The 24046-nt window shown below is 64.7% G+C and carries 20 protein-coding genes; 7 read left to right on the forward strand and 13 right to left on the reverse strand.

Annotation, left to right across the window (positions count from 1 at the left end):
- Positions 1-13 precede the first annotated feature (13 nt).
- Genes LPB04_RS06630 through LPB04_RS06670 form a run of 9 tightly spaced genes read right to left on the reverse strand, consistent with a single transcriptional unit; the run spans position 14 to position 11924 of the window.
- Positions 14-1957, reverse strand: coding sequence for an XrtA/PEP-CTERM system amidotransferase (locus LPB04_RS06630; RefSeq protein WP_193687939.1), 1944 nt, complete (start codon positions 1955-1957; stop codon positions 14-16).
- Entirely contained in the window at positions 1942-3141 is a 1200-nt protein-coding gene (locus tag LPB04_RS06635) for a TIGR03088 family PEP-CTERM/XrtA system glycosyltransferase (RefSeq protein ID WP_193687940.1), read from the reverse strand. The genes LPB04_RS06630 and LPB04_RS06635 overlap by 16 nt, the downstream gene beginning before the upstream one ends.
- Positions 3142-3143: 2 nt before the next feature.
- A complete protein-coding gene (gene xrtA, locus LPB04_RS06640; RefSeq protein WP_193687941.1) occupies positions 3144-4682 on the reverse strand; it encodes an exosortase A in 1539 nt (512 codons plus the stop codon).
- Entirely contained in the window at positions 4676-5923 is a 1248-nt protein-coding gene (locus tag LPB04_RS06645; protein ID WP_193687942.1) for a TIGR03087 family PEP-CTERM/XrtA system glycosyltransferase, read from the reverse strand. The genes xrtA and LPB04_RS06645 overlap by 7 nt, the downstream gene beginning before the upstream one ends.
- Entirely contained in the window at positions 5920-6804 is an 885-nt protein-coding gene (locus tag LPB04_RS06650) for an XrtA system polysaccharide deacetylase (protein WP_193687943.1), read from the reverse strand. The genes LPB04_RS06645 and LPB04_RS06650 overlap by 4 nt, the downstream gene beginning before the upstream one ends.
- Positions 6801-7835, reverse strand: coding sequence for an XrtA/PEP-CTERM system-associated ATPase (locus tag LPB04_RS06655; protein WP_193687944.1), 1035 nt, complete (start codon positions 7833-7835; stop codon positions 6801-6803). Before LPB04_RS06655 ends, LPB04_RS06650 begins: the two co-directional genes overlap by 4 nt.
- A gap of 14 nt (positions 7836-7849) precedes the next feature.
- The gene (locus LPB04_RS06660) at positions 7850-9400 is read right to left on the reverse strand and encodes a TIGR03016 family PEP-CTERM system-associated outer membrane protein (protein WP_193687945.1); all 1551 of its coding nucleotides are present in this window, start codon (positions 9398-9400) and stop codon (positions 7850-7852) included.
- Positions 9381-10379, reverse strand: a complete 999-nt coding sequence (locus LPB04_RS06665; protein WP_193687946.1) for an XrtA-associated tyrosine autokinase — start codon at positions 10377-10379, stop codon at positions 9381-9383. Before LPB04_RS06665 ends, LPB04_RS06660 begins: the two co-directional genes overlap by 20 nt.
- A 21-nt stretch (positions 10380-10400) precedes the next feature.
- The gene (locus tag LPB04_RS06670; RefSeq protein ID WP_193687947.1) at positions 10401-11924 is read right to left on the reverse strand and encodes an XrtA system polysaccharide chain length determinant; all 1524 of its coding nucleotides are present in this window, start codon (positions 11922-11924) and stop codon (positions 10401-10403) included.
- A 385-nt stretch (positions 11925-12309) separates the two neighbouring features.
- Here LPB04_RS06670 and LPB04_RS06675 point away from each other — a divergent pair, with 385 nt between their 5' ends.
- The 7 genes from LPB04_RS06675 to pepA all read left to right on the forward strand — a co-directional run bounded on the left by LPB04_RS06675 (position 12310) and on the right by pepA (position 18064).
- The gene (locus tag LPB04_RS06675) at positions 12310-13092 is read left to right on the forward strand and encodes a S1 family peptidase (RefSeq protein ID WP_193687948.1); all 783 of its coding nucleotides are present in this window, start codon (positions 12310-12312) and stop codon (positions 13090-13092) included.
- A gap of 156 nt (positions 13093-13248) precedes the next feature.
- Positions 13249-13869, forward strand: a complete 621-nt coding sequence (locus tag LPB04_RS06680; RefSeq protein ID WP_407943895.1) for an XrtA/PEP-CTERM system exopolysaccharide export protein — start codon at positions 13249-13251, stop codon at positions 13867-13869.
- Between the two features lie 207 nt (positions 13870-14076).
- Complete coding sequence (locus tag LPB04_RS06685; protein WP_193687949.1) at positions 14077-14703, forward strand: hypothetical protein; 627 nt, start codon at positions 14077-14079, stop codon at positions 14701-14703.
- 20 nt (positions 14704-14723) lie between these two features.
- Positions 14724-15011, forward strand: coding sequence for an HPr-rel-A system PqqD family peptide chaperone (locus LPB04_RS06690; RefSeq protein ID WP_193687950.1), 288 nt, complete (start codon positions 14724-14726; stop codon positions 15009-15011).
- Entirely contained in the window at positions 15005-15922 is a 918-nt protein-coding gene (locus tag LPB04_RS06695) for an HprK-related kinase A (protein WP_193687951.1), read from the forward strand. The genes LPB04_RS06690 and LPB04_RS06695 overlap by 7 nt, the downstream gene beginning before the upstream one ends.
- Positions 15919-17013 (forward strand): nucleotidyltransferase domain-containing protein, encoded by a 1095-nt coding sequence (locus LPB04_RS06700; RefSeq protein WP_193687952.1) that lies wholly within the window; start codon positions 15919-15921, stop codon positions 17011-17013. The genes LPB04_RS06695 and LPB04_RS06700 overlap by 4 nt, the downstream gene beginning before the upstream one ends.
- 196 nt (positions 17014-17209) lie before the next feature.
- Entirely contained in the window at positions 17210-18064 is an 855-nt protein-coding gene (pepA, locus tag LPB04_RS06705) for a flocculation-associated PEP-CTERM protein PepA (RefSeq protein ID WP_227496640.1), read from the forward strand.
- Between the two features lie 198 nt (positions 18065-18262).
- Here pepA and LPB04_RS06710 read toward each other — a convergent pair whose 3' ends face one another.
- The 4 genes from LPB04_RS06710 to prsT all read right to left on the reverse strand — a co-directional run bounded on the left by LPB04_RS06710 (position 18263) and on the right by prsT (position 24029).
- Complete coding sequence (locus tag LPB04_RS06710; RefSeq protein ID WP_193687954.1) at positions 18263-19342, reverse strand: nitroreductase family protein; 1080 nt, start codon at positions 19340-19342, stop codon at positions 18263-18265.
- Positions 19339-20226 (reverse strand): ThiF family adenylyltransferase, encoded by an 888-nt coding sequence (locus LPB04_RS06715; RefSeq protein ID WP_193687955.1) that lies wholly within the window; start codon positions 20224-20226, stop codon positions 19339-19341. The genes LPB04_RS06710 and LPB04_RS06715 overlap by 4 nt, the downstream gene beginning before the upstream one ends.
- Positions 20227-20344: 118 nt before the next feature.
- Positions 20345-21130 (reverse strand): N-acyl amino acid synthase FeeM domain-containing protein, encoded by a 786-nt coding sequence (locus LPB04_RS06720; RefSeq protein WP_227496641.1) that lies wholly within the window; start codon positions 21128-21130, stop codon positions 20345-20347.
- Positions 21131-21260: 130 nt separating this feature from the next.
- A complete protein-coding gene (gene prsT, locus LPB04_RS06725) occupies positions 21261-24029 on the reverse strand; it encodes an XrtA/PEP-CTERM system TPR-repeat protein PrsT (protein ID WP_193687956.1) in 2769 nt (922 codons plus the stop codon).
- Positions 24030-24046: the final 17 nt, after the last annotated feature.

Consider the following 24046-nt stretch of genomic DNA (forward strand, 5'->3'; position numbering starts at 1 on the left):
CTCCTGAATCTTGTTAAGCGGCGGTGGCGATCAACGGGCTGGCCACGCTGGTGGCGCTGTCGGCGCCGTTTTTACGCAGGAAGGCTTCGAACATCAGCACTGCCCACAGCGCGGTGCTGTGGTCCTTGGTGCCGGCCAGGTGTTCGTCGATCATCTGCTGCAGGAAGGCGGCATTAAAAATGCCGGTGTCGAGCAGCATCGGGTTCAGGACCGCCGCCTTCATCGACTCGCGCAGCGGACCGCGCAGCCAGGACGCGAGCGGAATCGAGAAGCCCATCTTCTTGCGGTACAAAATGTCGTCGGACAGGTAAGGCTCCAGCGCCTTCTTGAAAATGTGCTTGCCTTCTCCGTTGCGCAGCTTGCTCGACGAGGGCAAGCCGGAGACCCATTCGACGAACTTGTGGTCCAGCAGCGGCACCCGCACTTCCAGCGCGTGCGCCATGCTGGCGCGGTCGACCTTGGTCAGAATGTCGCCCGGCAGGTAAGTCTTCATGTCGATGTACTGGATGATCGACAGCGGATCGTCGGTCGGCGCATTCGCGGCGTGGCCGCGCATCACCTCGACCGCGCGATAACCCTGCAGCTGGCTGCGGAAGCCCTGCGAAAACAGCTGATCCCGCACGCGGTCGACCAGGATCGACACGCCATGGAAGTAGCCGTCGGGCAGGTCGCGTGCCAGCGCCTCGAAAGTCGTCTTGGCGCGGAAGATGCGCGGCGCCCAGTCGGCCTTCGGATAGGCTTTACCCAGGAAGCCGAACACGGGCTTGCGCAAGGCCAGCGGCAGCATCGAGCGCACCTGCTGCTCGCCCATCGCCATCCGGTGGCGGCGGTAGCCGGCAAAGTTCTCGTCGCCGCCGTCGCCCGACAGGGCGACCGTGACGCGCTTTCTCGCCAGTTCGCACACGCGGTAGGTCGGGATCGCCGAGCTGTCGGCATACGGTTCGTCGTACAGGCCGGCCAGCAGGTCGACCAGGCCGTAGTCGTCCTTGTCGACGGTTTCGCACTGGTGGTTGGTTTTATATTGCTCGGCCACTTGGCGCGCATAGGTCGATTCGTCGAAGGCCGGATCGTTGAAGGCGATCGAGCAGGTGTTCACCGGGCCTTTGTTCAGGCCAGCCATCATGGCCACGATCGCGCTCGAATCGACGCCGCCGGACAGGAAGGCGCCGAGCGGGACCTCGGCTTCCAGCTGGCTCTCGACCGCTTCGCGCAGGCGTACGATCAGCTCTTCTTCCATCTGCTTTTCGGACATCGGCGCGTGCGGGGTGAAGGGCACATCCCACCAGCGTTTCGGTTTCACGTTTTGCGCGTTGGCGCCCACCTTCAGCGTCAGCGAGTAGCCCGGTGCCAGTTTGAAAGCGTCCTTGAAAATCGTGCGCGGTTCCGGCACGTAGCCGTATGCAAAATATTCCTCGACGGCGCGCGGTTCGATCACGCGCGGCAGTTCCGGGAAGGACAGCAGGGATTTCAGTTCCGAACCGAATACAAACGTCCCATCAGGCAGGAACGCGTAGTGCAGCGGTTTGATGCCGAGGTGGTCGCGTGCGACGAAAAAGGTCTGCTTGTTGCGGTCCCAGATGGCGAATGCAAACATGCCGCGCAGGTGCTTGACGCAGTCCTCTCCCCATTCTTCCCAGGCATGGACGATGGTCTCGGTATCGGACCTGGTGGCGAATTTGTAGCCGAGTGCGGTCAGCTCTTTCGTCAGTTCGCGAAAGTTGTAGATCTCGCCATTGAACACGGTGACGACCGACCGGTCTTCGTTGAACAGCGGCTGCTGGCCGGCGGCCAGGTCGATGATCGACAGGCGGCGGTGGCCGAAGCCGACGCCCGGTTCCAGGTAGACGTCGCCTTCGACGGGGCCGCGGTGGAACTGGGTCTGGTTCATCCGCACGAGGGCGGCGCGATCGAATGCGCGCGTGCCGCGCGGGTCAAATATGCCTACGATTCCGCACATGGTTGGGTGATCTCTTTGAGGGTTGTCTTGGAGTTGCAGAGCTGGTCGTACAGGGCGGTGTACGCGCCGACCATGGCTGCAACGCTGTAATGGCGTTCGATTTTTTCGCGCGCGGCCACGCCGTGGCCGGCGACGCGCGCGCGGTCGTCGACGTAGCGGCCGAGCGCCTCGGCCAGGGCCGGGGCGTTGGAAGCGGGAACCAGCGCGCCGTTGACGCCGTCCTGCACCACTTCCGGGATGCCGCCGACCGCGGTGGCCACGACCGGCACGCCGCAGGCCATGGCCTCGAGCAGGGTCACCGGCGTGCCCTCGGCGATCGAGGACAGGGCGAACAGGTCGAAGCTGCGCATCAGTTCCGGGATGTCGTTGCGGGCGCCGGCGAACCAGACCAGGTCGGCCACGCCGGCGTCCTGCGCCTTTTGTTCCAGGCGCGCGCGCAACGGGCCGTCGCCGACGATGGCCAGGCGCAAGCCTTTGCCCTCCTGTGCCGCAGGGCGGGCGGCGCGCAGCAGGGCAAACGCCTCGATCAGCGTGGCCTGGTCCTTGACGTCCTGCAGGCGCCCGACGGTGCCGATCACGAACGGCTGATCGGCGCCTGTCCACGGCATCGTCGCCGCCGGCAAATTCGGGGCGTAGCGCACCGTGTCGACGCCGTTCATGATCAGCTGCGACTTCGCGGCCGGAATCTTCACCACGTTCTGCAACCAGCGCGCCAGGTCGTGCGAGACCGGCACATAGCGGTCGATCCACGGCACCAGCGCGCGGCGTAACAGGTTGTGCTTGCGGTTCAGGCCCTGCGGGTCGCTGGCGTCGCGCCCGTGTTCGGCGTGGATGCGCACCCGCACGCCGGCGGCCCAGGCCGGGACGGCGTATTCGGCACAGGCGAAATTATAGGTGTGCAGGATCGCCGGACGCAGTGCGCGCAGCAGTTTGAACAGTTTGACGTGGATGCCCAGGCCCAGGCCCGGCTGCTTGTGCAGGGCGTACAGTTCCACGCCCGGGCGCGTGATCTTGTTCGCAAACGCCGTGTAGTCGGTCAGGCAGACGATCGCATGGCGGTAGCGTTCGGGCGGCATGTGGTTGATGCAGTCGACCAGCAGGGTTTCCAGCCCGCCGAAGTCGAGCCGGTAGATCAGGTGCACGACCAGCGGGGTGTCCACTGGCCGGTTCTTCGTGACAGCCATGATTAATGTTCCCGTGCCGCCTCGAGCGTTGCCTGCAATGGTGCCAGGTTCGCGTCCAGGAAAGCGCGCAGCGCGGCGCGCGCGGTGTCCGGATCGTCGCCGACCGGGGTCGCGACCATGATCGCGGCGCCGTCGTCGCCGCGCATCATCAGTTTCGCCTGCGCCTGACGCAGCTTGCCGAGGTAGTCGTTGGCGATGAATTGTCCGTCGATCCAGGTCCAGTGCCAGACCAGGTAGTTGCCGTCCGGGCCTTTTACGCGCGTCTCGCGCAGCGCCAGTTTCTCTCCGCGGATGGTTTCGAGCCGGCCCTCCGAGCTGACATGCTGGAATCTGGCCTTGCGGTTGTCGACCCGGTTGACGGAGCTGATCAGGCGCTTGTCCGGCCCCTGGTTGCGGTAGTACAGCAGGGTCAGATCGACCGGCACGCCGGCCGCCGTGTAGCGTCCCGCGAGGGTGGCGTCGGGTGCCAGGAATTCCGGGCTCCAGGCGGGGACGCCGGCCGGCGTGCCCGCCAGGCGCGTGCCGTCGAGGCGCACCGGCGCCGGATTGTGGGCCGCCTTGTCGCTGACCGCGCCCAGCGCCGGCCACAGTGCGCAGACCAGCAGCGCGGCGACCGCCACGGCGGTCAGCGGACGGGCCGGCAGGGCGGCCGGTGCCTCGACGGCAGCGCCGGCCGTTGCGGGCGCCACGTCTTCTTCGCGCCAGTAGCTGCCGATCCAGAACATGATGAACATGACCAGGCCGAAGAACAGCCAGCCGTAGATCAAGTGGTCGACCCCTGTCGCGAGGGCCATGTCGCTGGTGTGGCCGATCATGACGATCATGTAGGCACGCAGGCCGTTGGCAATGACCGGCACCACCACCGACAAAGCGATGAACAGGATGCGGCGCGCGGTCGAACGGTAGCTCAGGTAGGCGTACAGGCAGCCCAGGGTGATCGAGGAGATCAGGTAGCGCACACCGCTGCAGGCTTCGACCACCGACCAGTTGCCGGTCGGGAGTTCGAACATGGTGCCGTTGCGCAGCACCGGGATGCCGGTGGCGCGCACCGCGGCGACCGTGAAGTCGGCCGTAAAATTAATCAGGGGCGGCACGAAGACTTCGCCGAAGGGCACCGCGAACAGCAGGAACAGCAGCGGGAAGGCCAGCGCGCCGGCCAGGCGCCGGCCAAGGACCGCCAGCGCCAGGGCCGGGATCATGGCGACGAAGGCATATTGCATCACGACCTGCACCTCGCCTGCGCGCGCCAGCAGCCAGGCGCCGCCGCACAGGGCGAGCAGGCCCAGCGCCGGCCAGCACGGGGCAGCCGGGATGCGCGTAAACACCTCGCGCCGGCGCCAGATCAGCCACAGGCTGATCGGCAGGATGGCGTAGCCGTGGGCGAAGGTCTCCGAGCTGTTCCAGACCGAGACCATCGAGGCGACGGTGCCGCGGTACAGCACCAGCAGCGCCAGCAGGGCGGCGACGAGGATCGCGATCCGCGGTACCGACAGGCGGGGCGACGCGGCGCCGGCCAGGGCCGGCTGGTCGTTCATCAGCATTCGAACCTCGTCTCGATCGGGGACAGGTGGGCGGCCCAGCTGTAGCGGCGCTCGACGCTGGCGCGCGCGGCCTGGCCCATGGCCGTGTCGGGAGTACGCAGCAGAGCAATCACGCTGTCGGCATGCTCCTCCGGCGTGTCGGCCACGATCAGTTCGCGGCCGGGCGCGGCCTCGATGCCCTCGAAGGCCTGCTGCGATGCGACCACCGGACGGCCCATCGCCATCGCCTCGAGCACCTTGTTCTGGATGCCGCGCGCAATGCGCAGCGGTGCCACCGCGGCCACGCAATGGGCAAGGTAGGGGCGCACGTCAGGCACGGTGCCGGTGACGACGATGGCTTCGTTGGCCAGCGCCAGCACTTCCGGCGCAGGGCGCGAGCCGACGATATAAAACCGTGCGTTCGGTACCGAGGCGCGCACGCGCGGCAGCACGTGTTCGGCGAACCATTTGACGGCGTCGACGTTCGGCCAGTAGTCCATCGCACCGGTGAACACCAGTGCCTGTTCGCCGGCGGCATACGGATTGTCGTAGGCGCGCAGCGGGCTGAAATACTCGGTGTCGACGCCGTTGCTGAAGTGGCCGATCTTGGCGCCGCTCTCCGGCGCCAGGGTGCGGAACAGCTCCGCTTCCGGCGCCGAGACGAACAGGGAAGCGTCGAATTCGCCGGCGACCTTGCGCTCGTAGTCGAGCAGGCTGCGCGCTTCGTGGGCATACACCCAGCTCATCGGCCACTTCTTCTTTTCGGCGTACTGGCGCCATTTGTCGGAGTCGATGTCGCAGAAGTCGATCACGCGGCGCGCGGCCGGGAAGTCTTCCGCATACTGGGCCATCACCGAGCAGAAGGTCATCACGCGCGCGATGCCGCGCTCGCGCATCGTGCGCGCAACCCAGCGCTTCATCCCGGCGTCGCGGTAATATTCCAGCGACAGCGATTTGCCCATCGCCAGCGCCTTTGCGCTGCGCAGCTTGCCCTGCAGCGGATCGAGCTTCACGAAATGGCTGCTGGCGCACAGCGCCTCGACCGTCGGCACGTGCTGCCAGTCGTCGGCGTCGTCCACAAAAGTAGCCAGGTGCACCTTGTATTTCGTCGCCAGGTGCTTCAGCAGGTTGTACGAGCGGATCTTGTCGCCCTTGTTCGGCGGGTAGGGGATGCGGTGCACCAGCAACAGCAGGTCGGGCTTGGCCGCCTCGAAGGCAGCGGCGGACTGCCGCTGCAGCGCGCCCTCGATGATCGAATTCATGGCTTGCTCAGGAAAATGCGGTCCATCCGGTCCCACGCGAAATCGCGGGCGAGGGCGGCAATGCGCCCTTCCATGCGCTCGATGTTGATGTAGTGGCGAAAGCGCGCCTTGGCGCCGAGTCCTTCCGGGCGCGGCTGGCCCGGGTCGACTTCCCACGGGTGGAAGTAGAACAGGGCCGGCTCGTTGTCCAACTCATTTACGCGTTTCACCATCCAGCGCGACAGCGCATACGGCAGCAGGCGGAAATAGCCGCCGCCGCCGGCCGGCAGCTTGCGCTTGCCCAGCATGGCCGTGGTGATCGGGATCTCCAGCAGGCCGTCCGGGCCGTTCGGATAAAAGGCGAAGCGCGGCGCGTCCGGCATGCCGTAGTGGTCGTGGGCGATCGGGTAGATGCTCGAGCTGTAGCGGTAGCCGGCTTCGGTCAGCGCCTCCAGGGCCCACAGGTTGCCTTCGCCGATCGAAAAACTCGGGGCGCGGTAGCCGATCACCTGCTGGCCGCCGATGTCTTCCAGCAGGGCTTTCGCGCTGCGGATGTCGTTGTCGAACTCGGCGCGGCTCTGGTCCGAGGCGCGCAGGTGGCCGTAGCCGTGGCTGGCCAGTTCGTGGCCGGCATCGACAATGCGGCGCACCATCTGCGGATAGCGTTCGGCGATCCAGCCGAGCGTGAAGAACGTGCCTTTGACGTCGTTTTGTTCGAACAGCGCCAGGATCCGTTCGACATTGGCTTCGACGCGGCATTCGCGCGTCGGCCAGCTGTCGCGGCTGATGTAGGGCGCGAAGGCCGAGACCTGGAAGTAATCCTCGACGTCGCAGGTCATCGCATTCTTGATGCGCTCGCCCGGCTGGCGTTGCGGCCGGGCTGCGGGGGTCTGCATCTTCATTCGGGGGTATCCACGTGTTGGTTCGCGGGCACGCCGTTTTGCGGCGTGGCGACGATTTTTTTCAGGATCGACAGGACCGAGACGATCGATTTTTCGAGGCGCATCATGCGCTCGTCGAGCATGTCGACGCTGTCGCGGCGATCCTGCATGCCGCCCAGGCCGCTGTCGAGCAGTTCGCCGCCGATGTCCGCGGCTGGCGGGCGCATCGCTTCCGGCAGCTCGAATTCCTCGCTGACGTCGGCGATCACGGTCTGGATATGCGCTTCCGTAAAATGGTGCAGTTCTTCCAGGTAGCCCATCAGGAGCACGCGGTCGAGCAGGGTATTGGTCTTGCGCGGGATGCCGCCGGTGTAGGCGAAGATGGCCGCGTGGGCGGCGTCGTCGAAGCTCGGGTCGCCGTTCCAGCCGACCGTGTGCAGGCGGTGCTCGATATAGGCGCGCGTTTCCGGCGCATCCATCGGGCCCAGGTGGTAGCTGGCGATGACGCGCTGGCGCAGCTGCTGCATGCTCGGGCTGTGCAGGGTGCCGCGGAACTCGGGCTGGCCCAGCAGGAAGGTCTGCAGCAGCGACTTGTCGTCGGTCTGGAAGTTCGACAGCATGCGCAGCTCTTCAACCGTCTTCGGGTTCAGGTTCTGCGCTTCGTCGATGACGAGCAGGGCGCGTTTGCCCTGGCGGTCGACCGTGTGCAGGAACTGTTCCAGCCGGGTGAGCAGGTCGGTCTTGCTCGCGCCTTCATACGGCAGGCCGAAGCCCGAGACCACCATGCGCAGCGTGTCGTCCGGATCGAGGTGGGTGTTGACGATGTGGGCCGCGACGATCTGGTCCGAGGGCAGCTTGTTGAACAGGTTGCGCACCAGCGTGGTCTTGCCGGCACCGACTTCGCCGGTGACGACAATGAAGCCTTCACCTTGCGACAGGCCGTATTCGAGATAGGCCATGGCGCGTTTGTGGCCCTTGCTGCCGAAGAAAAAGTGGGGATCGGGGCGCAGCTGGAAGGGCTTGGCGGTCAATCCATAATACGGTTCGTACATCGTGTCTCTCCGCTTTAGAACAGGGCCGTTAAGGTGGCGCTGATGGCGTTTTCTTTGTAATCCGAGCCAAAGCCGCGGTTGCCGCGCAGGTGGCGCAGTTCGGCGGTGCCGGACAGATTGCGGCTGAAGCGGCGCGTCAGGCCGAGGCGCACGGCCTGCTGGTCCGATTCGATGTCGGTGGTCAGGGAGCGGGTGCGCGACGTGCTCAGCGTCGCGTTGGCGCTGGTGCGCGCGTTGACGCGGTAGCTGTAGGCGGCACTGGCGCCGAACTGGCGCACGTTGTCGTTGAGCGAGAACAGCTGGTTGCCCAGCAGTTCGCTGTCGGCCGCGCCCGAGGATAGCGCGACACGCTCATTCGCGAACAGTGTCATTACCGCACCATGCTGGCGCATGTTGTACGCGACCGAGGCTTGCGCCAGCTTCTGGCGGAAGTAGCGATTGGTCAGGTAATTGACTCGTTCGCCCTGGGTCGCGGGCAGGCCGGCCAGCTGGATGTAGTCCAGCACCGCCTGGCGGCGCGCGACCGGGTCGGGAATCGATACGGCAAACAGGCTGTCGAGCAGGGCCGCGGTATCGATCTGCTGGCCCTGCGTGTACTCCTGGCGCGTACTCGTGACGGCGTCGGAATAGCTCGCCCGCCAGACCGTGTGGCGGCTGCGGTGCGTGGCCAGCAGGGAGCCGGTGTTGCCCAGGAAGTGGCGGCCCACCGACATCTCGATGGCGGTACGCACGGTCGGGCGCCAGGCGAAGCCGGCCGACCAGCTGGCCCCGGAGGTGCGTCCGCCGAAGTCGCCGTAGTCGTAGACGTCATAGCCGGCGCTGGCCGTCAGGCTCAAGGTGCGCTGCAGGCGGTAGCTCAGGCCGAGCAGCGCATTTTCCGAGGACGAATCGCCGAAGCGCTTGTTCGCCACTTCCTGGCGCGCATAGCGCAGGTTCCAGCCCAGGTCGCGCCAGGCACGTCCGCTGGCCAGGTTGAAGCTGACGCCGTCGGACTCGCTGCTGCCGAAGCGCGTCTCGTCGGCGTTCACGCTGTCGTGGGTGTAGCGCAGCGTCGCCGCGGCGAAGTTGCCGAAGCGCCGGACCAGGTAGGGACTGATGCTCCAGTTGGACAGCTTGGTCTGGTTTTCGTCCGTATAGCGGTTGAAGGTATTGTCCGGGCCGAAGGCCGACACCGGGCGCGTACCGCCATTCGCCCGCGCATCGACATACATGAATTCGTCGATCACCTTGACGGTGCCGCCGGCATCGTACTCGACGCCGCTGCGGCGCGCGTTGGCAGGCCTGCTGTCGCTGTAATTGAAGGACGAGGCGCGTGCGTTGGCATGGAACTGGATGCGCGAATTGCGGCCGTCCACCCGGATGGCGGGCGTGACTTCGGTAATGAACTGGCCGCGCTTGTTGGCATCGCTGTTCAGGCCCGGGTTGTCGCTGTAGGTTTCACCCAGCGTGAGCGAAGGCGTGACATTCCACTGGGCCTGGGCCGGCAACGCCACCAGCAGCGCCGCGGCCAGCGGCGCCAGGCGCGGAACGCGTGCAGCGATGCGTTTAGCCGTAGTGATAGTCATACGTCTCTTCGATCCCCGGGATGTCCCGCGCCTTGTTATAGATGAGATTGACGTTGCTGCAGCCTTCCAGCTGGCGCAGCGCTTCCTTGACCGCGTGCTGGGTCGTGCCCTGGGCTTCGACCACCACCACGATCTGGCCCATGTGACCGGCCAGCACGCGCGCTTCGCTCGTGAGCAGCAGCGGCGGCGAGTCGAAAATGACGATGCGGTCCGGATAGCGGTTGGCGATCTCGTTGACCAATGCGCTCATCGTCGAACTGGCCAGCAGCTCGGTCGCGCGCGGCGTGCTGGTGCCGGCCGGCAGGATGCTCAGGGTGTCGACGTTGGTGCGCAGCATGACGTCCGACAGGTCGAGCTTGTCGTCGACCAGGATGTCCATCAGGCCGCGCTGGGCCGGCAGGCCGAGGGTGCGCAGCACCGATGGGCGGGCGACGTCGGCGTCGACCAGCAGCACCGTGTGGTCGAGTTCCATCGCGATGCTCATGGCCAGATTGATCGCGCAATAGGTCTTGCCTTCGCCCGGCAGCGAGCTGGTGATCATGATCAGGTTGTTCGGGCGGCCCGGCGTGCCTTCGCTGAAGGCTTGCTTGAGCAGCGGGCGCTTGATGACGCGGAAGTCTTCCAGCAGGTTGGTACGGCCGCTGGCGGCGGTGACCATGCCGGCTTCGCGCATGCGCACCAGGTCCAGGTCGACCTTGCGCACGCCCGGCTTCGGGGCCACCTTGCGCGGCGCGGCAACGCCCGGCTTGTCAACGCGCGGCGTAGCGACGCCCGGCGTTTCAACCCGCGGCGTTTCGACGCGTGGCGCCGGCGCGGCGGCCGGGGTCGGCTCGACCGCGGGCGGCGCGGCTTCGGCCGCGGGCGCCAGGCCCTGCGGTTCGAGCACGATGGGCTGGCCGTCGTGTTCGACGACGGTGGGGGCCGGCGCCGGTGCGCGGGTGTGGTCAATGCGGCTGGCCGCTTTTTCGATAATGCTCACATTCGCTCCTAATATTGTCCGTCAGGCGCTGGCGCGCGCCAGCATCGTCGCCACGCCGACGGCGTAGGCGACGATCAGCAGCAGTACTGCGACGCCGACACCGAGCAGGCGGCGCTTGCGCAGCACCTTCTGGCTGTCGGTCCAGTGCATGTTGATCGATCCCAGTACCGGCACGCCGGTCACTTCACGCAGCGCGGCGTGGCTGAGGAAGGTCGGCCGCACCTGGCTCATCATGAAGGCGCCGACCAGTCCCGCCACCAGGGCAAAAACGAACACGCCGGAGAACAGCGCGATGCGGTTCGGGCCGCTCGGCTTGGTCGCGGCCAGCGGCGGCTCGACCACGCGGAAGGTCAGCATGTCGGTGGCCGAGGACAGGTCGCCGGACAGCTTGGCCTGTTCGCGGCGCTGCAGCAGTTGCTGGTAATTCTCGCGGTTGACCGTGTAGTCGCGGTTCAGCTGGACCAGCTGGGCCTCGACTTCCGGCGCCGTCTGGCTCTGGTTGCGCAGGGTCGTGACGCGGGCCTGGTATTCGCCGACGCGGGCGCGCAGGGCGGCGACGCGCGATTCGGCATCCGACAGCGAGACGCTCAGCTGCTGCATCATCGGGCTGGCGGCCACCGACGGATCGGGACGGCCCTTCTTCATCTCTTCCTTCTTGCGCGCCTGCAGCTGCTCGACCAGGCGCTTGGTGGCGATGATGTCCGGGTGTTCTTCAGTGTATTGCAGGCGCAGGGTGTCCAGGTTCTTCTGGGCGGCCGCCAGGCGGCTTTCGGTTTCCGGATCGACCATGCCGCCGCTGCCGCCTTCGGCAGTGCCGCCACCGCCGCTCATGCGGCGACGGATGGCGTTGCGCGACTGCTCCGCTTCGGCCAGCTCGAGGCGCGCCTGGCTCAGCGCATCGTTGGCGGCGGCCACGCGGGCGCTCCAGTCGCCGCCTTCGCGCGGCAGCAGGCCCATGTTCTTGAGCTTGAATTCCTTCAGCGCGTTCTCGGCGGCGGCCAGCTTCGTTTCGTAACCCTTGATCTGGTCGTCGATGAACTGGACCGCCTTGTCGGAGTCCTGCTTCTTGCCGCCGAAGCTGCCTTCCACGAAGATGGTCAGCAGCGACTGCACGACGTCCTTGCCCAGCTTGGCATCGGTCGAGGTATAACTGATGGTATAGATGTCGTCGCGCTCGGTGCCGGCGATCTTGATCTTGGTCATCAGCTCGTCGATCATTTTTTCCTTCTCGGCGCTGCTCGTCGCTTTCACGTCGAGGTCGGTGTCGCGCATGACCTTTTCGATGTTCGGACGGCTGATCAGCGTCTGGCGCATGAACATCACCTGCTGGTCGAGGTTCGGCAGCGTCGTCATGCCTTGCAGCAGCGGTTTCAGGATGCTCTGGGTGTCGACGTAGACGCGGGCCGAGGTTTCGTACTGGTTCGGCAACTTGAGCACGATCGCCCAGCCGATCAAGGCGACCAGCCAGGCGATGCTCACTGCGTGCCAACGGTATTTACCGAGGGCTTTGAGGAAATTCAGGATAAGGGCTGTTATTTCTGCCATCTCAGTCTCGCCATGTCCGCCCGGCACGGGGCCGGGCATAAATAATCACAAAAGAACACGCATCATCGCTTGTAGTTTGTGCAATTGCAATTGCGTCCCGGAAAATCGCGCTAATAAAGGTTCAGTCTTAGTACCCGATACAACACAAATTCCTGACTGCAATGCCGAAATTCACTGTCGCGTCCTCTCATCGGCGTTATTATTGCCAACCGACAAACAACAACAGTGAAAAATGTTGCACACCATCAAGAATGAGGTGGGGAGCAGGGGGCGTCACCGTGAAGTCCGGACACCGCCCATGCGTAACATCAAGCTGTTGTATTGTAATGTTTAATTTGCAAAAGGGCCTGCACGATTGATTCCTATTCGAAATAATGAATGCAACATGATCAAGCCCCGTGCGCGCCGCCGTGCGCTGGGCCTCTGTGCCGCGCTGGCGGCCCTGTTGGCGCTGGGGCCGGCGCGTGCCGACAGCCTCGTACGCACGATTGCTACAGTGAAACCTTCCGTGGTCGGCGTCGGCAGTTTTCTGAAGACGCGCAGCCCGTCCGTCGTGTTTTCCGGCACCGGTTTTGCCGTCGCCGACGGCATGAGCATTATCACAAATGCCCACGTGGTGCCAAGCAACCTCGACGCCTCCAAGATGGAGGAGCTCGGTGTCGTGGTCGGCGCCGGCCAGGATGTCCGTTTTCGCGCGGCGCGCCTGGTGGCGCTCGACCGCGAACACGACCTGGCACACCTGCGCTTGGTCGACGGTCCGCCGCTGCCGGCGCTGGCGCTGGGCGATTCGCGCGCCGCCGCTGAAGGGCAGGCGCTGGCGTTTACAGGGTTCCCGCTCGGCATGGTGCTCGGGCTGAACCACGTGACCCATCGTGCGACGCTGTCGGCGATCACGCCGATCGTCATGCCGTCGCTCAGTTCGCGCCGCCTCGATGCCCGTGCCATCGCCCAGCTGCAGCGCGATCCTGTGAAAATTTTCCAACTCGACGGCACGGCCTACCCGGGCAACAGCGGCAGTCCGGTCTATGATGCCGAGAGCGGCGCCGTGCTGGGTGTGATTAATATGGTGTTCGTCAAGGGCTTGAAGGAAACCGCCATCACCAGCCCGAGCGGTATCAGCTATGCGGTCCCGGTCCAGTATGTGCAGGAGTTGTTGCGGCAGAAGTGAAAACGAAGTATTTCAATCGTGCACGCCTTTCGTTAAGGCATGATTAAGATACAATATGCCCAGTTTGATGGCTAAATAACAATTTTATGTTTCTATTACAACAGCCTGGCTTTGCCGGTCGCTGCTGTCGTGAAGGGGAATGACGTGAGCAAGATCATGACGAATCTGATGAAACTGGCCCTGGCCGCCGCCTGCGCCATGGCCGTGTCCGGCTGTGCGTTCTGGAACAAGCCGGCTGCGCCGTCGGCAGCCGAGATGGCAGGTGCCGCGCCGGCCGATTACCTGATCGGTCCGGGCGATGCCGTCAACATCATCGTCTGGCGCAATCCGGAAGTATCGATGTCGGTGCCGGTTCGTCCGGACGGCAAGATCACGACCCCGCTGGTCGAAGACCTGCCGGCCGCCGGCAAAACCTCGACCGAACTGGCGCGCGACATCGAAAAGGCATTGGCCAAGTTCATCCAGCAGCCGGTCGTCACCGTCGTCGTCACCGGCTTCGTCGGCAACTACGGCGAGCAGATCCGCGTGATCGGCCAGGCCGCCAAGCCGCAAGCGCTGCCTTACCGCCGCGACATGTCGCTGATGGATGTCCTGATCGCCGTCGGCGGCGTCACCGAATTCGCTTCGGGCAACCGCGCCAGCATCATCCGCACCGTCGACGGCAAGCAGCGCAAGCTGAATGTGCGCCTCGACGACCTGATCAAGGACGGCGACATTTCGGCGAATATGCCGATGCGCCCGGGCGACATCCTGGTGATCCCGGAAAGCTTCTTCTAAGCCAGTTGACTGTCGGCTTTTCTTACAACGGCGCCTGCGGGCGCCGTTGTCGTTTTGGGTAAAAGTCGAGGCTACCGGGCTAAGTGCTTGATTCGATGTTGCAATTAGTCAACTTATCGGTCTGTGGTCCGTATTTTGCTTGTGTAGGAATATATGCCGTTGAACAAATGTGTATGGCATACTTTCTAAGACTTAGGAAACGTGCTCATGGACACTCAAGATAAAACTACTCCGATCTCGGACACGCAGGCCGTGCCGCAGCCACTGCTGGATCCGCAGGGGATTGCCCGCCGCCGTTTTGCGCGTGCCGGGGCGGGCGCCGCCGGTGTCATCCTGACGCTGCACAGCCAGCCCGGCATGGCCGCGTTCAGCAAAACGATGTGCAACTCGCCTTCCGGCTATATGTCGATGAGGCCGGGCGCCAGCGCCAAGCCGCAGATGTCATGCAGCTATAACCGTTCCCACGGCTACTGGAAAACCCATCCGAACGAATGGAAGACCACGGCCGGGATGGATTCGAGCGCCAAGTTCAGTAGTTTTTTCATCTGTAGCGGCAGTTATGTCGCACTGGCCAACGTCACGATGATGCAGGTGATCGATCCGACGCGGGCCATCAAGGCGATCGACCGCAACAATGTGGCGATGCAGTGTGTCGCCGCCCTGGTGAATGCGCGCGCATCGCGCAACGCCGGTATCCCCACCGTGTTACCGGAGGACAGGGTCATCGAGATCTGGACCCAGTTCGTCACGAAAGGCTATTACTCTCCCGGCGCCGGCATGGCGCAGTGGGGCGGCGCAGACATCGCTGCCTATCTTGTGAGCACCTTCCGCTAGTACGGCGCCGCTTTGCACGCATGACAGCTTCCCCGACCTGGCGCCTGGTCTCCGGCCAGCGCCTGCGCTACCGTTGCTGGGACGGCGAGTGCGTGCTGTATAACGACCTGTCGGGCGATACCCACCTGCTCGACGAGTTTGCTCTGGCCTTGCTCGCGCAGTTGCAGGCAGCTCCCCAGGCGGTCGTGCAGCTTGCCGCGGCCTTCGGGCTCGATCCCGACGCCGATGCGCACGACGGCGCTGCGATGCTGCACGATGTGCTGGACGACCTGGCTGCGCTGCACCTGGTCGAACCGCTCGCGTGCTGACCGTCGGCGCACTCGACCGCCACACGCTGGCGGCCCGCCTGCGTGGTCCCGGCCTGCGCCTGCAGACCGGTCCCTTCATTGCCTGCATCCGCAGTTCGCTGCCGGCGCTGGCCGTCGCCCTTTCTCGCATGTACGCCGACTATCCGGTGCTGGACGAAGACACGACCGCCGATTTCAACGTGCTGCTGCGCCGCCCGCGCGGCCTGCGGCGCTTCATCAAGCCGCAGGTCTATTTTCACTACGACGGCATGGAGCCTTTCCAGCCGCTGCCGCTGGCCCAGCTCTACCCGATGTTCGAATGGGCGATGAACTGGTGCGTATCGAGCCACGCCCACTCCTGGCTGGTGATCCACGCCGCGGTGGTCGAGAAGGAGGGCGCAGCCGTGATCCTGCCGGCCCCGCCGGGTTCCGGTAAAAGCACCCTGTGCGCGGCGCTGGTCGCGCGCGGCTGGCGCCTGCTTTCCGACGAGCTGACCCTGGTGCGCCTGGTCGATGGTCAAATCGACCCGGTGCCGCGTCCGGTCAGTCTCAAAAATGCCTCGATCGACGTGATCCGGGCCTGGGCGCCCGAGGCCCACATCTCGCCCCCGGTGGCCGATACCGTCAAAGGCACCGTGGCGCACATGTGCGCACCCGGCGCGAGCGTCGCGCGCGCCCTGGAACCGGCCACGCCGGCCTGGATCGTGTTCCCGCAATGGAAGCAGGGCGCGCCGGCCGAACTGGTGCCGGTGGCGCAGGCGCGCGCCCACCTGCGCCTGGCCGAGAACGCATTCAATTACAGCCTGCTGGGCGGCGCCGGGTTCGACACGGCCGCGCGCCTGATCGACGGCACCCACACCTTCGATTTCAGCTACGGCGCGCTCGACGACGCCATGGCCGTCTTCGAAGGCCTGCTTGCCGGACGCCGATGAATACCTTGCCCCTGCTGACCCGGGTGCTGCGCAGCCCCCCGACCATGGCGGCGTTCGACGCGCCGGCCTGGGAACTGCTGCTGCGCCAGGCGGTTTCCGCCGACCTCGGCGCCACGCTGGCCCTGCTGGCCGAAGAACACGGCATATTGCATACCTTACCGGAGCGCGTACAGCGCCGCCTGGGCTGGGAGCGCAGGGCGTGGGAGCGCCACGGCCAGGCGGTACGCTTCGAGACGCAGCAGGTGCGGCGCGCGCTGCAGGACACCGGCCTGCCGCTGATCCTGCTCAAGGGGACGGCCTATGTGGCGGCCGGGCTGCCGGCGGCGGCAGGGCGCCTGTTTTCCGATATCGACATCCTGGTGCCGAAAGACAGGCTCGACGAGGTCGAAAGCCGCCTGATGCTGCACGGCTGGGTGTCGAACCATCACGACGCCTACGACCAGCGCTATTACCGCGAGTGGATGCACGAACTGCCGCCCTTGCAGCACCTGCGCCGCGCGACCGTGATCGACGTCCACCATGCGATCCTGCCGGAGACGGCGGCGGTGCGCCCCGACCCGGCCCGCCTGCGCGCCGCTGCGCGCGCCATTCCTGGCGCCCCTGGCCTGTCCGTGCTCGCGCCCTGCGACATGGTGCTGCACAGCGCCACCCACCTGTTCTACGAGGGCGAGTACGACCATGGCCTGCGCGACCTGTTCGACCTGCACCGGCTGCTGTGCCATTTCGGCGCGACCGAGCCCGGGTTCTGGACGGCGTTGCCCACGCGTGCGCACGAACTCGAACTGGCCCGTCCGCTGTTCTATGCGTTGCGCTACTGTATACAGCTGCTCGGCACGCCCGTGCCGGCCGCCACCGTGGAGACGGCCGGCGGCGGGCGCCCGGGGCGCGCCTTGCTCGCCTTGATGGACGGATTGTTCGCGCGCGCCCTGCGTCCGATGCATCCGAGCTGCGCCGCTGCCCTGACGCCGCTGGCGGATGCCATGTTGTATATCCGCGGCAACTGGTTACGCATGCCGCCGCTGATGTTGTCGCGCCATCTCTTCCATAAAGCTTTTTTGTCGCCTGGAAATGTTAAATCTGATCAAGTTTGAGTGCTCAAAAGTATTATAATTCCTACAAGAATTTTTTGTGAAAAAATGCTGTCGGGGTTTTTTACACAGCGGTTGAGCCCGCTCTAAGGTTTAGCCACAAATCCTTGATTATTAAGGGAATTAACAAGCTGGCACGCTGCTTGCTAATAGTTGAGTGTGTTTGCCCAAACCTATCAACTAAGCGAGGATTGAAATTATGAAATTTCTGAAGAAACTGGCATGCGCCGCAGCTGTTGCAATGACTGTCGCTGGTGGCGCTAACGCTGCTACCGTGTTGAACGACTGGGTCTTCAACCCGACCGGTGGCGGCTACGCCAGCGGTCAAAAAATCAACGAATACCTGGACGTGAACGGCAACGCCTTCATCCAGATCAACCCGACCGGTGGCTCCAGCTTCTCGTTCTCGGAACACGCAGTGTTCAACATCGTCCAGGCTGACAGCAACAGCCAGCTGTTCCCGGTGAACTACCCAGGCGGTAACATCTCGGCAACCTTCGAAGCGACCGGTACCGGTAACTTCAGCGGCGCCTTCAGCTTCAGCGGCGGCACCATCCGCATGTACCAGAACGCGACCAACCAGTACGGCACGTCGGCTGGTATCTACGGTGCCAACCAGGGCAACATGATCGCCGAGTTCACCGTGCTGGCCGGCGGCGGCGGCCGCGTCGATGCAAGCGGTTCGCCAACCAACAACGGTCAAGTCACCGTGTTCGCCAAGGCTGACCAGGGTTCGCTGGATTCGGGCTACTTCTTCCGTGAAAACGGCCAGGACCTGTCGACCGAGTCGATCATGGCCTTCGCCTTCACCAACGCCAACACCGTCGCTAACCCGACCGACATCCTGGTGGACGAAGTCGCTTGCCAGTACGCCAACTTCACCGGCAACGGTTGCAACGGCCAGGCCTATGCCAACACCCCAGGCAACTTCTTTGTCAGCAACAACGGTCAGTTCAAGCTGGCTGAAGTGCCAGAGCCAGGTTCGCTGGCCCTGTTCGGCATCGCCATGCTGGGCGCTGGCGTCGTGAGCCGCAAGCGCGCCAAGAAGGCTTAATTAGCCCTCTGAGCGTCAGGTAGTACAAGGAGAGAGCGGGCTTGCCCGCTCTTTCCCGTTGCAAACTACGTAAAACGCGAGTTGCTGGGCAAGCGCTGGCGATAACAAGAACAAGATCGACCAATTAGGGCAATGAAAGCAAAAGCGGCGTCAACCTTCGGGTCGACGCCGCTTTTTTTTGTGGCCGGGCCAGCTTGGTCAGCGCTTCATCAGTTCGGAAACGGGGCGGCGAACCGAGCGCGCCGCCGGTGCCGGGCCATAGCCGAGGCGTCCCATGTAGACCGGGAACAGGGCGTCGTTGAAGATCAGCGCTTCGGTCTCGCGCTGCAAGGCCTTGGCCGCATCCGTCAGTTTCGCCTGCGCCGTAAAACGCGTGCCTTCGCGCGCATACTTCGAGAAGATCAGCGGCGTCATTTCCGGCTGCATGTACAGCCCGAGGGTCGTCATGGTCAGCCAGAAGCGCTGCAGCGCGCGGCCGGCGGCGACGTAGTCGTCGATCGACTGCGGCGCGGATTTCGCCTTGAGCACGAAGTGGGCGGCGCAGGCCATGCCCGGGGCCAGGTCCATCTGCAGGCGCGGCGCCCAGGTGCCCATCAGCGTGTTGACGGACTTCATGCGGCGCCAGCTGACCATCGCCCATTTCATCAGGACCAGGGTCATGGCGTCGACGCCCAGGGCGCCGGCCGGCACCTTGTCCGGGCTGTGCGTGCGGTTGTCCCAGTCGATGATGCTGCGGTGGGTCTCGAAGGCTTCCGGCATCGTCAGGCGCAGCCGGGCGTTATTGAACATCAGCTTGGCGGCCTGCCATTTCTGCGGCCGGCTCTCGAGCCAGGTCAGGGAGTAGGCCGGCGCCACGGTGGCTTCCAGCAGGCGCTTGTGTTCGGCGGTCAGCGGCGTCGTCTTCATCGGCCGGCGCTGCACGGTGCGCACGTTGATCACGTCGATCAGCGGATCGCGCACGATCGCCGCATCCTTGGTGAACCGCACGTCGAAGATGGGGTGGGTCTCGCGGCCCCCGGGGCGGCGTTCGATCCCGGCACGCAGGCCGTGGCCGCTGGCGGCGATGGCAATCGTCTCCAGCAGGGTGCCGAAGGCGATCTGGCTCGGGTGGCCGTCGAGGTCGTAGACGCAGTGGTCGCGCGTGTCGTAGGCGTGCACGGCCAGGTGATCGGGCGCGACGATCTCGAAGCGCCAGGTCTGCATGTTGTCGCCGCTGGGGGCCCAGCGCGCCAGTTCGAGGATCTGTTCGATCGTGCCGGGTTTGATGTCTGCATTCATGCGCTCGCTCCCGCGGCGGCCAGGTCCTTGGCCAGCTGCTTCTTGCCGATCTTGATCATCAGGCGGTGCAGGGGATTACGGTTGCCGCCCGGCCGCCAGGTACGCACCAGCTTGTTGCGATAGGCGTCGAACTGGATGCCCCATGGGGCCGCCAGCACGCGTCCCCGTCCCAGCAGGATTTTGAGGGCTTCGGTGCCCATCACGCCGGCGCACAGCTGGCAGGCCATGATGGTCGAGGGACCGCGCCGTTCGACGAAGTTCACCGCTTCCGGCACCACCAGGTAGGGGCGGTGCAGGCCGGCCGGGGCCAGCCCGACCACGAAGTGGACGGCCTTGTCCGTTTCCGGCAAGTCTCCCCACTGGAAATACTCCTCGAAGGTCATCTGGCCCGGCAGGAAGTTCAGCAAGGCTGCCCCCATGCCCAGCGGCGCCACGGTGCTGGCGGGGATGCCGAGCCGGGCGCACAAGGCGAAGGTTTTCTGGCGGATATCGAAGGCGAAGAAGTCGAGCGCGTCGACGTACATGTCGGCGCCTTCGAGGAAGGCGTGCAGGTTGGCGTCGTTGATGCCCTGGTCGAACATCTCGACTTCGCATTCGGGGTTGATGTCGAGCAGCATGCGACGGATCACCTCGACCTTCGGCTGGTTCAGGGTCGAGACCATGGCGCCGACTTGCCGATTAAAATTGGGCACGTCGAAGGTGTCGAAGTCGGCGATCCGGAATTTGGTCACGCCCAGGCGCGCCAGGGTCAGTGCATGGACGCCGCCGACCCCGCCGCCGCCCGCGATCGCCACCCGTTTGGTACGCAGCTGCGCCTGCTCCTCACGCGTTACCCAGCCAATATTTCGGGAAAAAGCCTGCTCATAGCGGAAAGGAGATGTCATGTGTGGGAGAGGTAAAGCGGTCAACGTGAATGTCGGGATGGCGAAAAACAGGAAGCGCCCGGGCGGCGCATCCAATGGCGCTGCCCGAAAATGGGGCAGGCCGCAACCAGCGGGCAGATTACGCCGCCTGGTGTTCGTCGATGCGGCGCAGGCGGTTGATAATACCCTGCTCTTCGCGCGGGGAGAAGAAATATGGATAGAACGAGCGTTCGGTGGCCGCTTCGGTGGCCGATTGGCTGAAGGTGCCGCCGTGCTTTTGAATCTGCTCGGTGACATACGCCAGCTCGATACGCAGCAGATAGGCCGGCGCATTCACGCGCGGATTGTCCTTCAAATCGCCTTCGCGCTTGAACCCGAGCATATGCTCGTAAAAGCGGCGGTGACGCGGATTGACTTCGATAACGATATCGGTGCAATCGTGGATATCGCGGGCGTAAATGACAGCCAGGTGGAACAGATTGGCGAGCGAGGTTTTCGAACGCACGGTCGGATCGAAGGCCAGCTTGGTGAATTCACAGAGCTTGGCCCCGCGCGCGCGGTGCGCGTCGAGTTCTTCCTTGAAGATCTGGTCGGCCATCAGGCCGATGGGCGAATCGATACCGAGCGTCAGGGTGCCTACCACTTCGCCTTTGTCCGTGGCGGTGAGCGTGATGCGATTGGGATCGTCGCTGAACTGGTGCGTGCCAGCATAGCCGCGCCAAGCATACATCTTGTTGACCAGCATACTGGCCGAATTGCGTCCTTTTGCCGTATCGGTAAGCCGGATTCCATATGAATCTTGGTTCACGATAACATCCTCTAATTCTGAGTTCGCTATATTATCGCGATCCTCTGACACATGAGCGTTCGATAGAAACTCGAGGGTTCGTTCGTCCAGTTCCTGGACTTCGTCGGGATTCGTCATCGTGAGACACCTTGGGTTTTGGCGCGCCGCCGCAGTGGGCGGCGCCTTTATTTTGGCCCGGGGCCGCGCTTTGCCAGTCAGGCAAAAAGCGCGGCGCTGTTGGTTTTTTATTTAGCTGAAATATAGACCGTTATAAGGTTTTTAGCAACGAACGGGCTTCCTCCAGCTGGGCGAACGGCTTGTTTTGCGCGAGCAGGGTTTCGAGTTCCTTGCGTGCGCCGGCCTTGTCGCCCGATTTACTCAGGCCGACCGCCAGGTGATAGCGAATTTCCGGCAAAGCCGGCGCGCCGGCAGCTGCTTTTTGCAGCAAGGGCAGGCCGCGCTTCGTGTCCCCCTGTTCCACCAGCATCCAGCCCAGCGTGTCCATCACCGAGGCGTTGTCGCCGGCGACCTTGTACGCCTGCTCGGCGGTGGCCAGCGCGCGCGGATCCTTCTGCTGCTGGTAGGCATAGGCCAGGTTGTTCAGGGCCGCGCCATTGTTCGGCGCGCGCTTGACGACCTGCTCCAGTAGCGCCGCGGCAGGCTTGTATTCCTTCGCCGCCAGGTGCGCTTCGGCCAGGTAGTTTGCCACCTGCACGTCGTCCGGATGTGCCTTGGCCCAGGCGTTGACGCGCTGCTTCGCTTCGTCTTCCTTGCCCATCTGGCGCAGCGCCTGGGCGCTGCGCAGCAGGACCGCGCTCGACTTGGTGATGGCGAAGGCCTTGTCGTAGGCCGCCACGGCCAGCGCCGGCTTCTTCTGCGCCTGCTGCAGGTCGCCTTCCATCAGGAAGCCGACCGGGGAACCGGGCACGTCCTGCTGCAGCTGGCGCACCATGCCCAGCGCCTCGTCGGTACGGCCGCGGCGCATGGCGACTTCCACCTGGGCCACGCGTGCCTGCAGCAGGTTCGGCTGCAGTGCGCTGGCGCGCTTGAGCGATTCGGCCGCGCCGGCATCGTTCTTCAGCTTGCCCTGCGCCTCGGCCAGGCGCATTTGCGCCAGCGCCGATTTCGGCACGATGTTGACCAGCTTGCTGTAGCTGTCGAGCGCACCCTGGCCGTCGTCGTTTGCCAGCTGCGCCTGGCCGAGCAGGTCCATCAGCTCGGGATTCGACGGATGCGCGGCCTGGAATTTACGGGCCAGCGTCAGCGCCTTCTTTTCCTGCTTGGTCGCCAGGTAGTGGCCGCCCAGCCTGAGCACCGGTGCGATCGCATCCGGATTTTCGGCTTGCGCCTTTTCCAGCCAGGTCGTGGCTTCTTCCGGACGGTTCTGCAGCATCGCCAGTTCGGCCAGCGCACCCATCGCGCCGAAGTTCTTCTTGTCCTTCTCCAGGATCGCCTCGAAACGCTTGCGCGCGGCGTCCGGCTTCTTCTCCATCATGTCGAGCTTGGCCAGGTTGGTGGCGGCCGGGAAGAAGGTTGGCTGGATTTGCAGGGCTTTCTCGAAGGCGCTGCGGGCAGCGGGGACGTCGCCCTTGCTGAGCAACACGGTAGCCTTCAAGTTATAGGTCTGCGGATCGTTCGGTTTCAGTGTCTCGAGCTTGGCGGCCGCGGCGGCGGCCTTGTCGTAATGCTTCAGGCCGAGTTCGGCCTGCACCAGCGCCGTCAGTGCGCGCTCCGATTTCGGATCGAGCTCGGCGGCGCGTTCCAGTTCGGCAATGCCCTTGGCGGCATCGCCCTGCTGCAGGCGCGCCATGCCCAGCGAGGTGTGCAGCGCAGCGACCTCGGGAGCGAGCTGGGAGGCTTTTTCGAGGTAGGCGATGGCCTTGCCGAAATCGCGCGCCTGCATGTACGACTCGCCGGCCAGGGCCAGCAGCTGCGGGTCGCTCGTGTCCTTCAAGGCCGGCGCCAGCATGGAGGCGGCGTCAGCCGGCTGGGCGTTCTTCAGCATGGCCTGCGCCATCAGCTTGCGCGCATACACGTTGTTCGGCTCGACTTCCAGGTATTTGCGCAGGTGCATCTGGGCCGACTGTGGCGAATCCAGGTTCAGCTCGACGGCGGCGGCCAGCAGCACGCTCGGCATGTGGTTCGGCGCGCTTTTCAGGATGCGCTGCAGCGATTCGCGCGCTTCCTTGTTCTTGCCTTCGCTGTAGTCGAGCAGGGCCTGGCCGTAGGTGACGAGCAGGCTCCCTGGTGCGAGCTTGTGCGCCGCCTCGAGCTCGGTACGCGCTTCGGCATACTTCTTCTGGTTGATGCGGATATACGCCTTCTCCAGGTTCGCGTTGCGGTCTTGCGGACGCAGGGCGAGCACCTTGTCGAAGGCGGAGAGCGCCGCGTCGGGCTTGTTCAGGCCGCGCAGCAGGCCGCCCTGGAACATCCAGACTTCCGGATTCTTGCCGTCCTTGGCGATGGCGTCGGCCGCGAAGCGCTGCGCCGTCGCCGTATCGTTCTTCAGCAGGGCGTGGCGCGCCAGGCCGATGAGCGCGGCGCCGCTGCCGCCGTCGATGCCCAGTGCCGCATCGTAGGCCGCCTTGGCGGCGTCGGTTTCGCCGGTGGCGAGCAGGGCGTCGCCGCGCAGGGCCGTCAGCGGCGCCGACTTGGCGGCCAGTTCCGGCTTGATCTCGGCCAGCACTTCCTTGAATTTGCCCTGGGCCAGCAGTGCCTGGCCCAGCAGCGGCAGGCTGCGCGCCGGGGCCAGGCCCAGGCTGGCTGCTTTGCGCAGTTCCTTCTCGGCCGATACGGCATCGCCCGTTTCCAGGTACAGCGACCCGAGCTGCACGCGCGCCTCGGCGTCTTCCGGGCTCTTCGCGACGGCATTTTTCAGCTGGATCAGGGCGGCCTTCTGGTCGCCCTTCTGTTGGTATTGCCTGGCCTCGGCCAGCAGGCTCGCGGTCGACTGGTCACGGTTGCAGGCACTCATGCCGGCAAGCAGGAGCGCACCGGAGACGACAGCGGCGGTGAATTTGATCTTGTTACGGGACATGGCTTCCTCAATTTGAC

Origin of the sequence: Massilia litorea (genome assembly GCF_015101885.1) — a bacterium.
GTDB classification, from domain to species: domain Bacteria; phylum Pseudomonadota; class Gammaproteobacteria; order Burkholderiales; family Burkholderiaceae_D; genus Telluria; species Telluria litorea.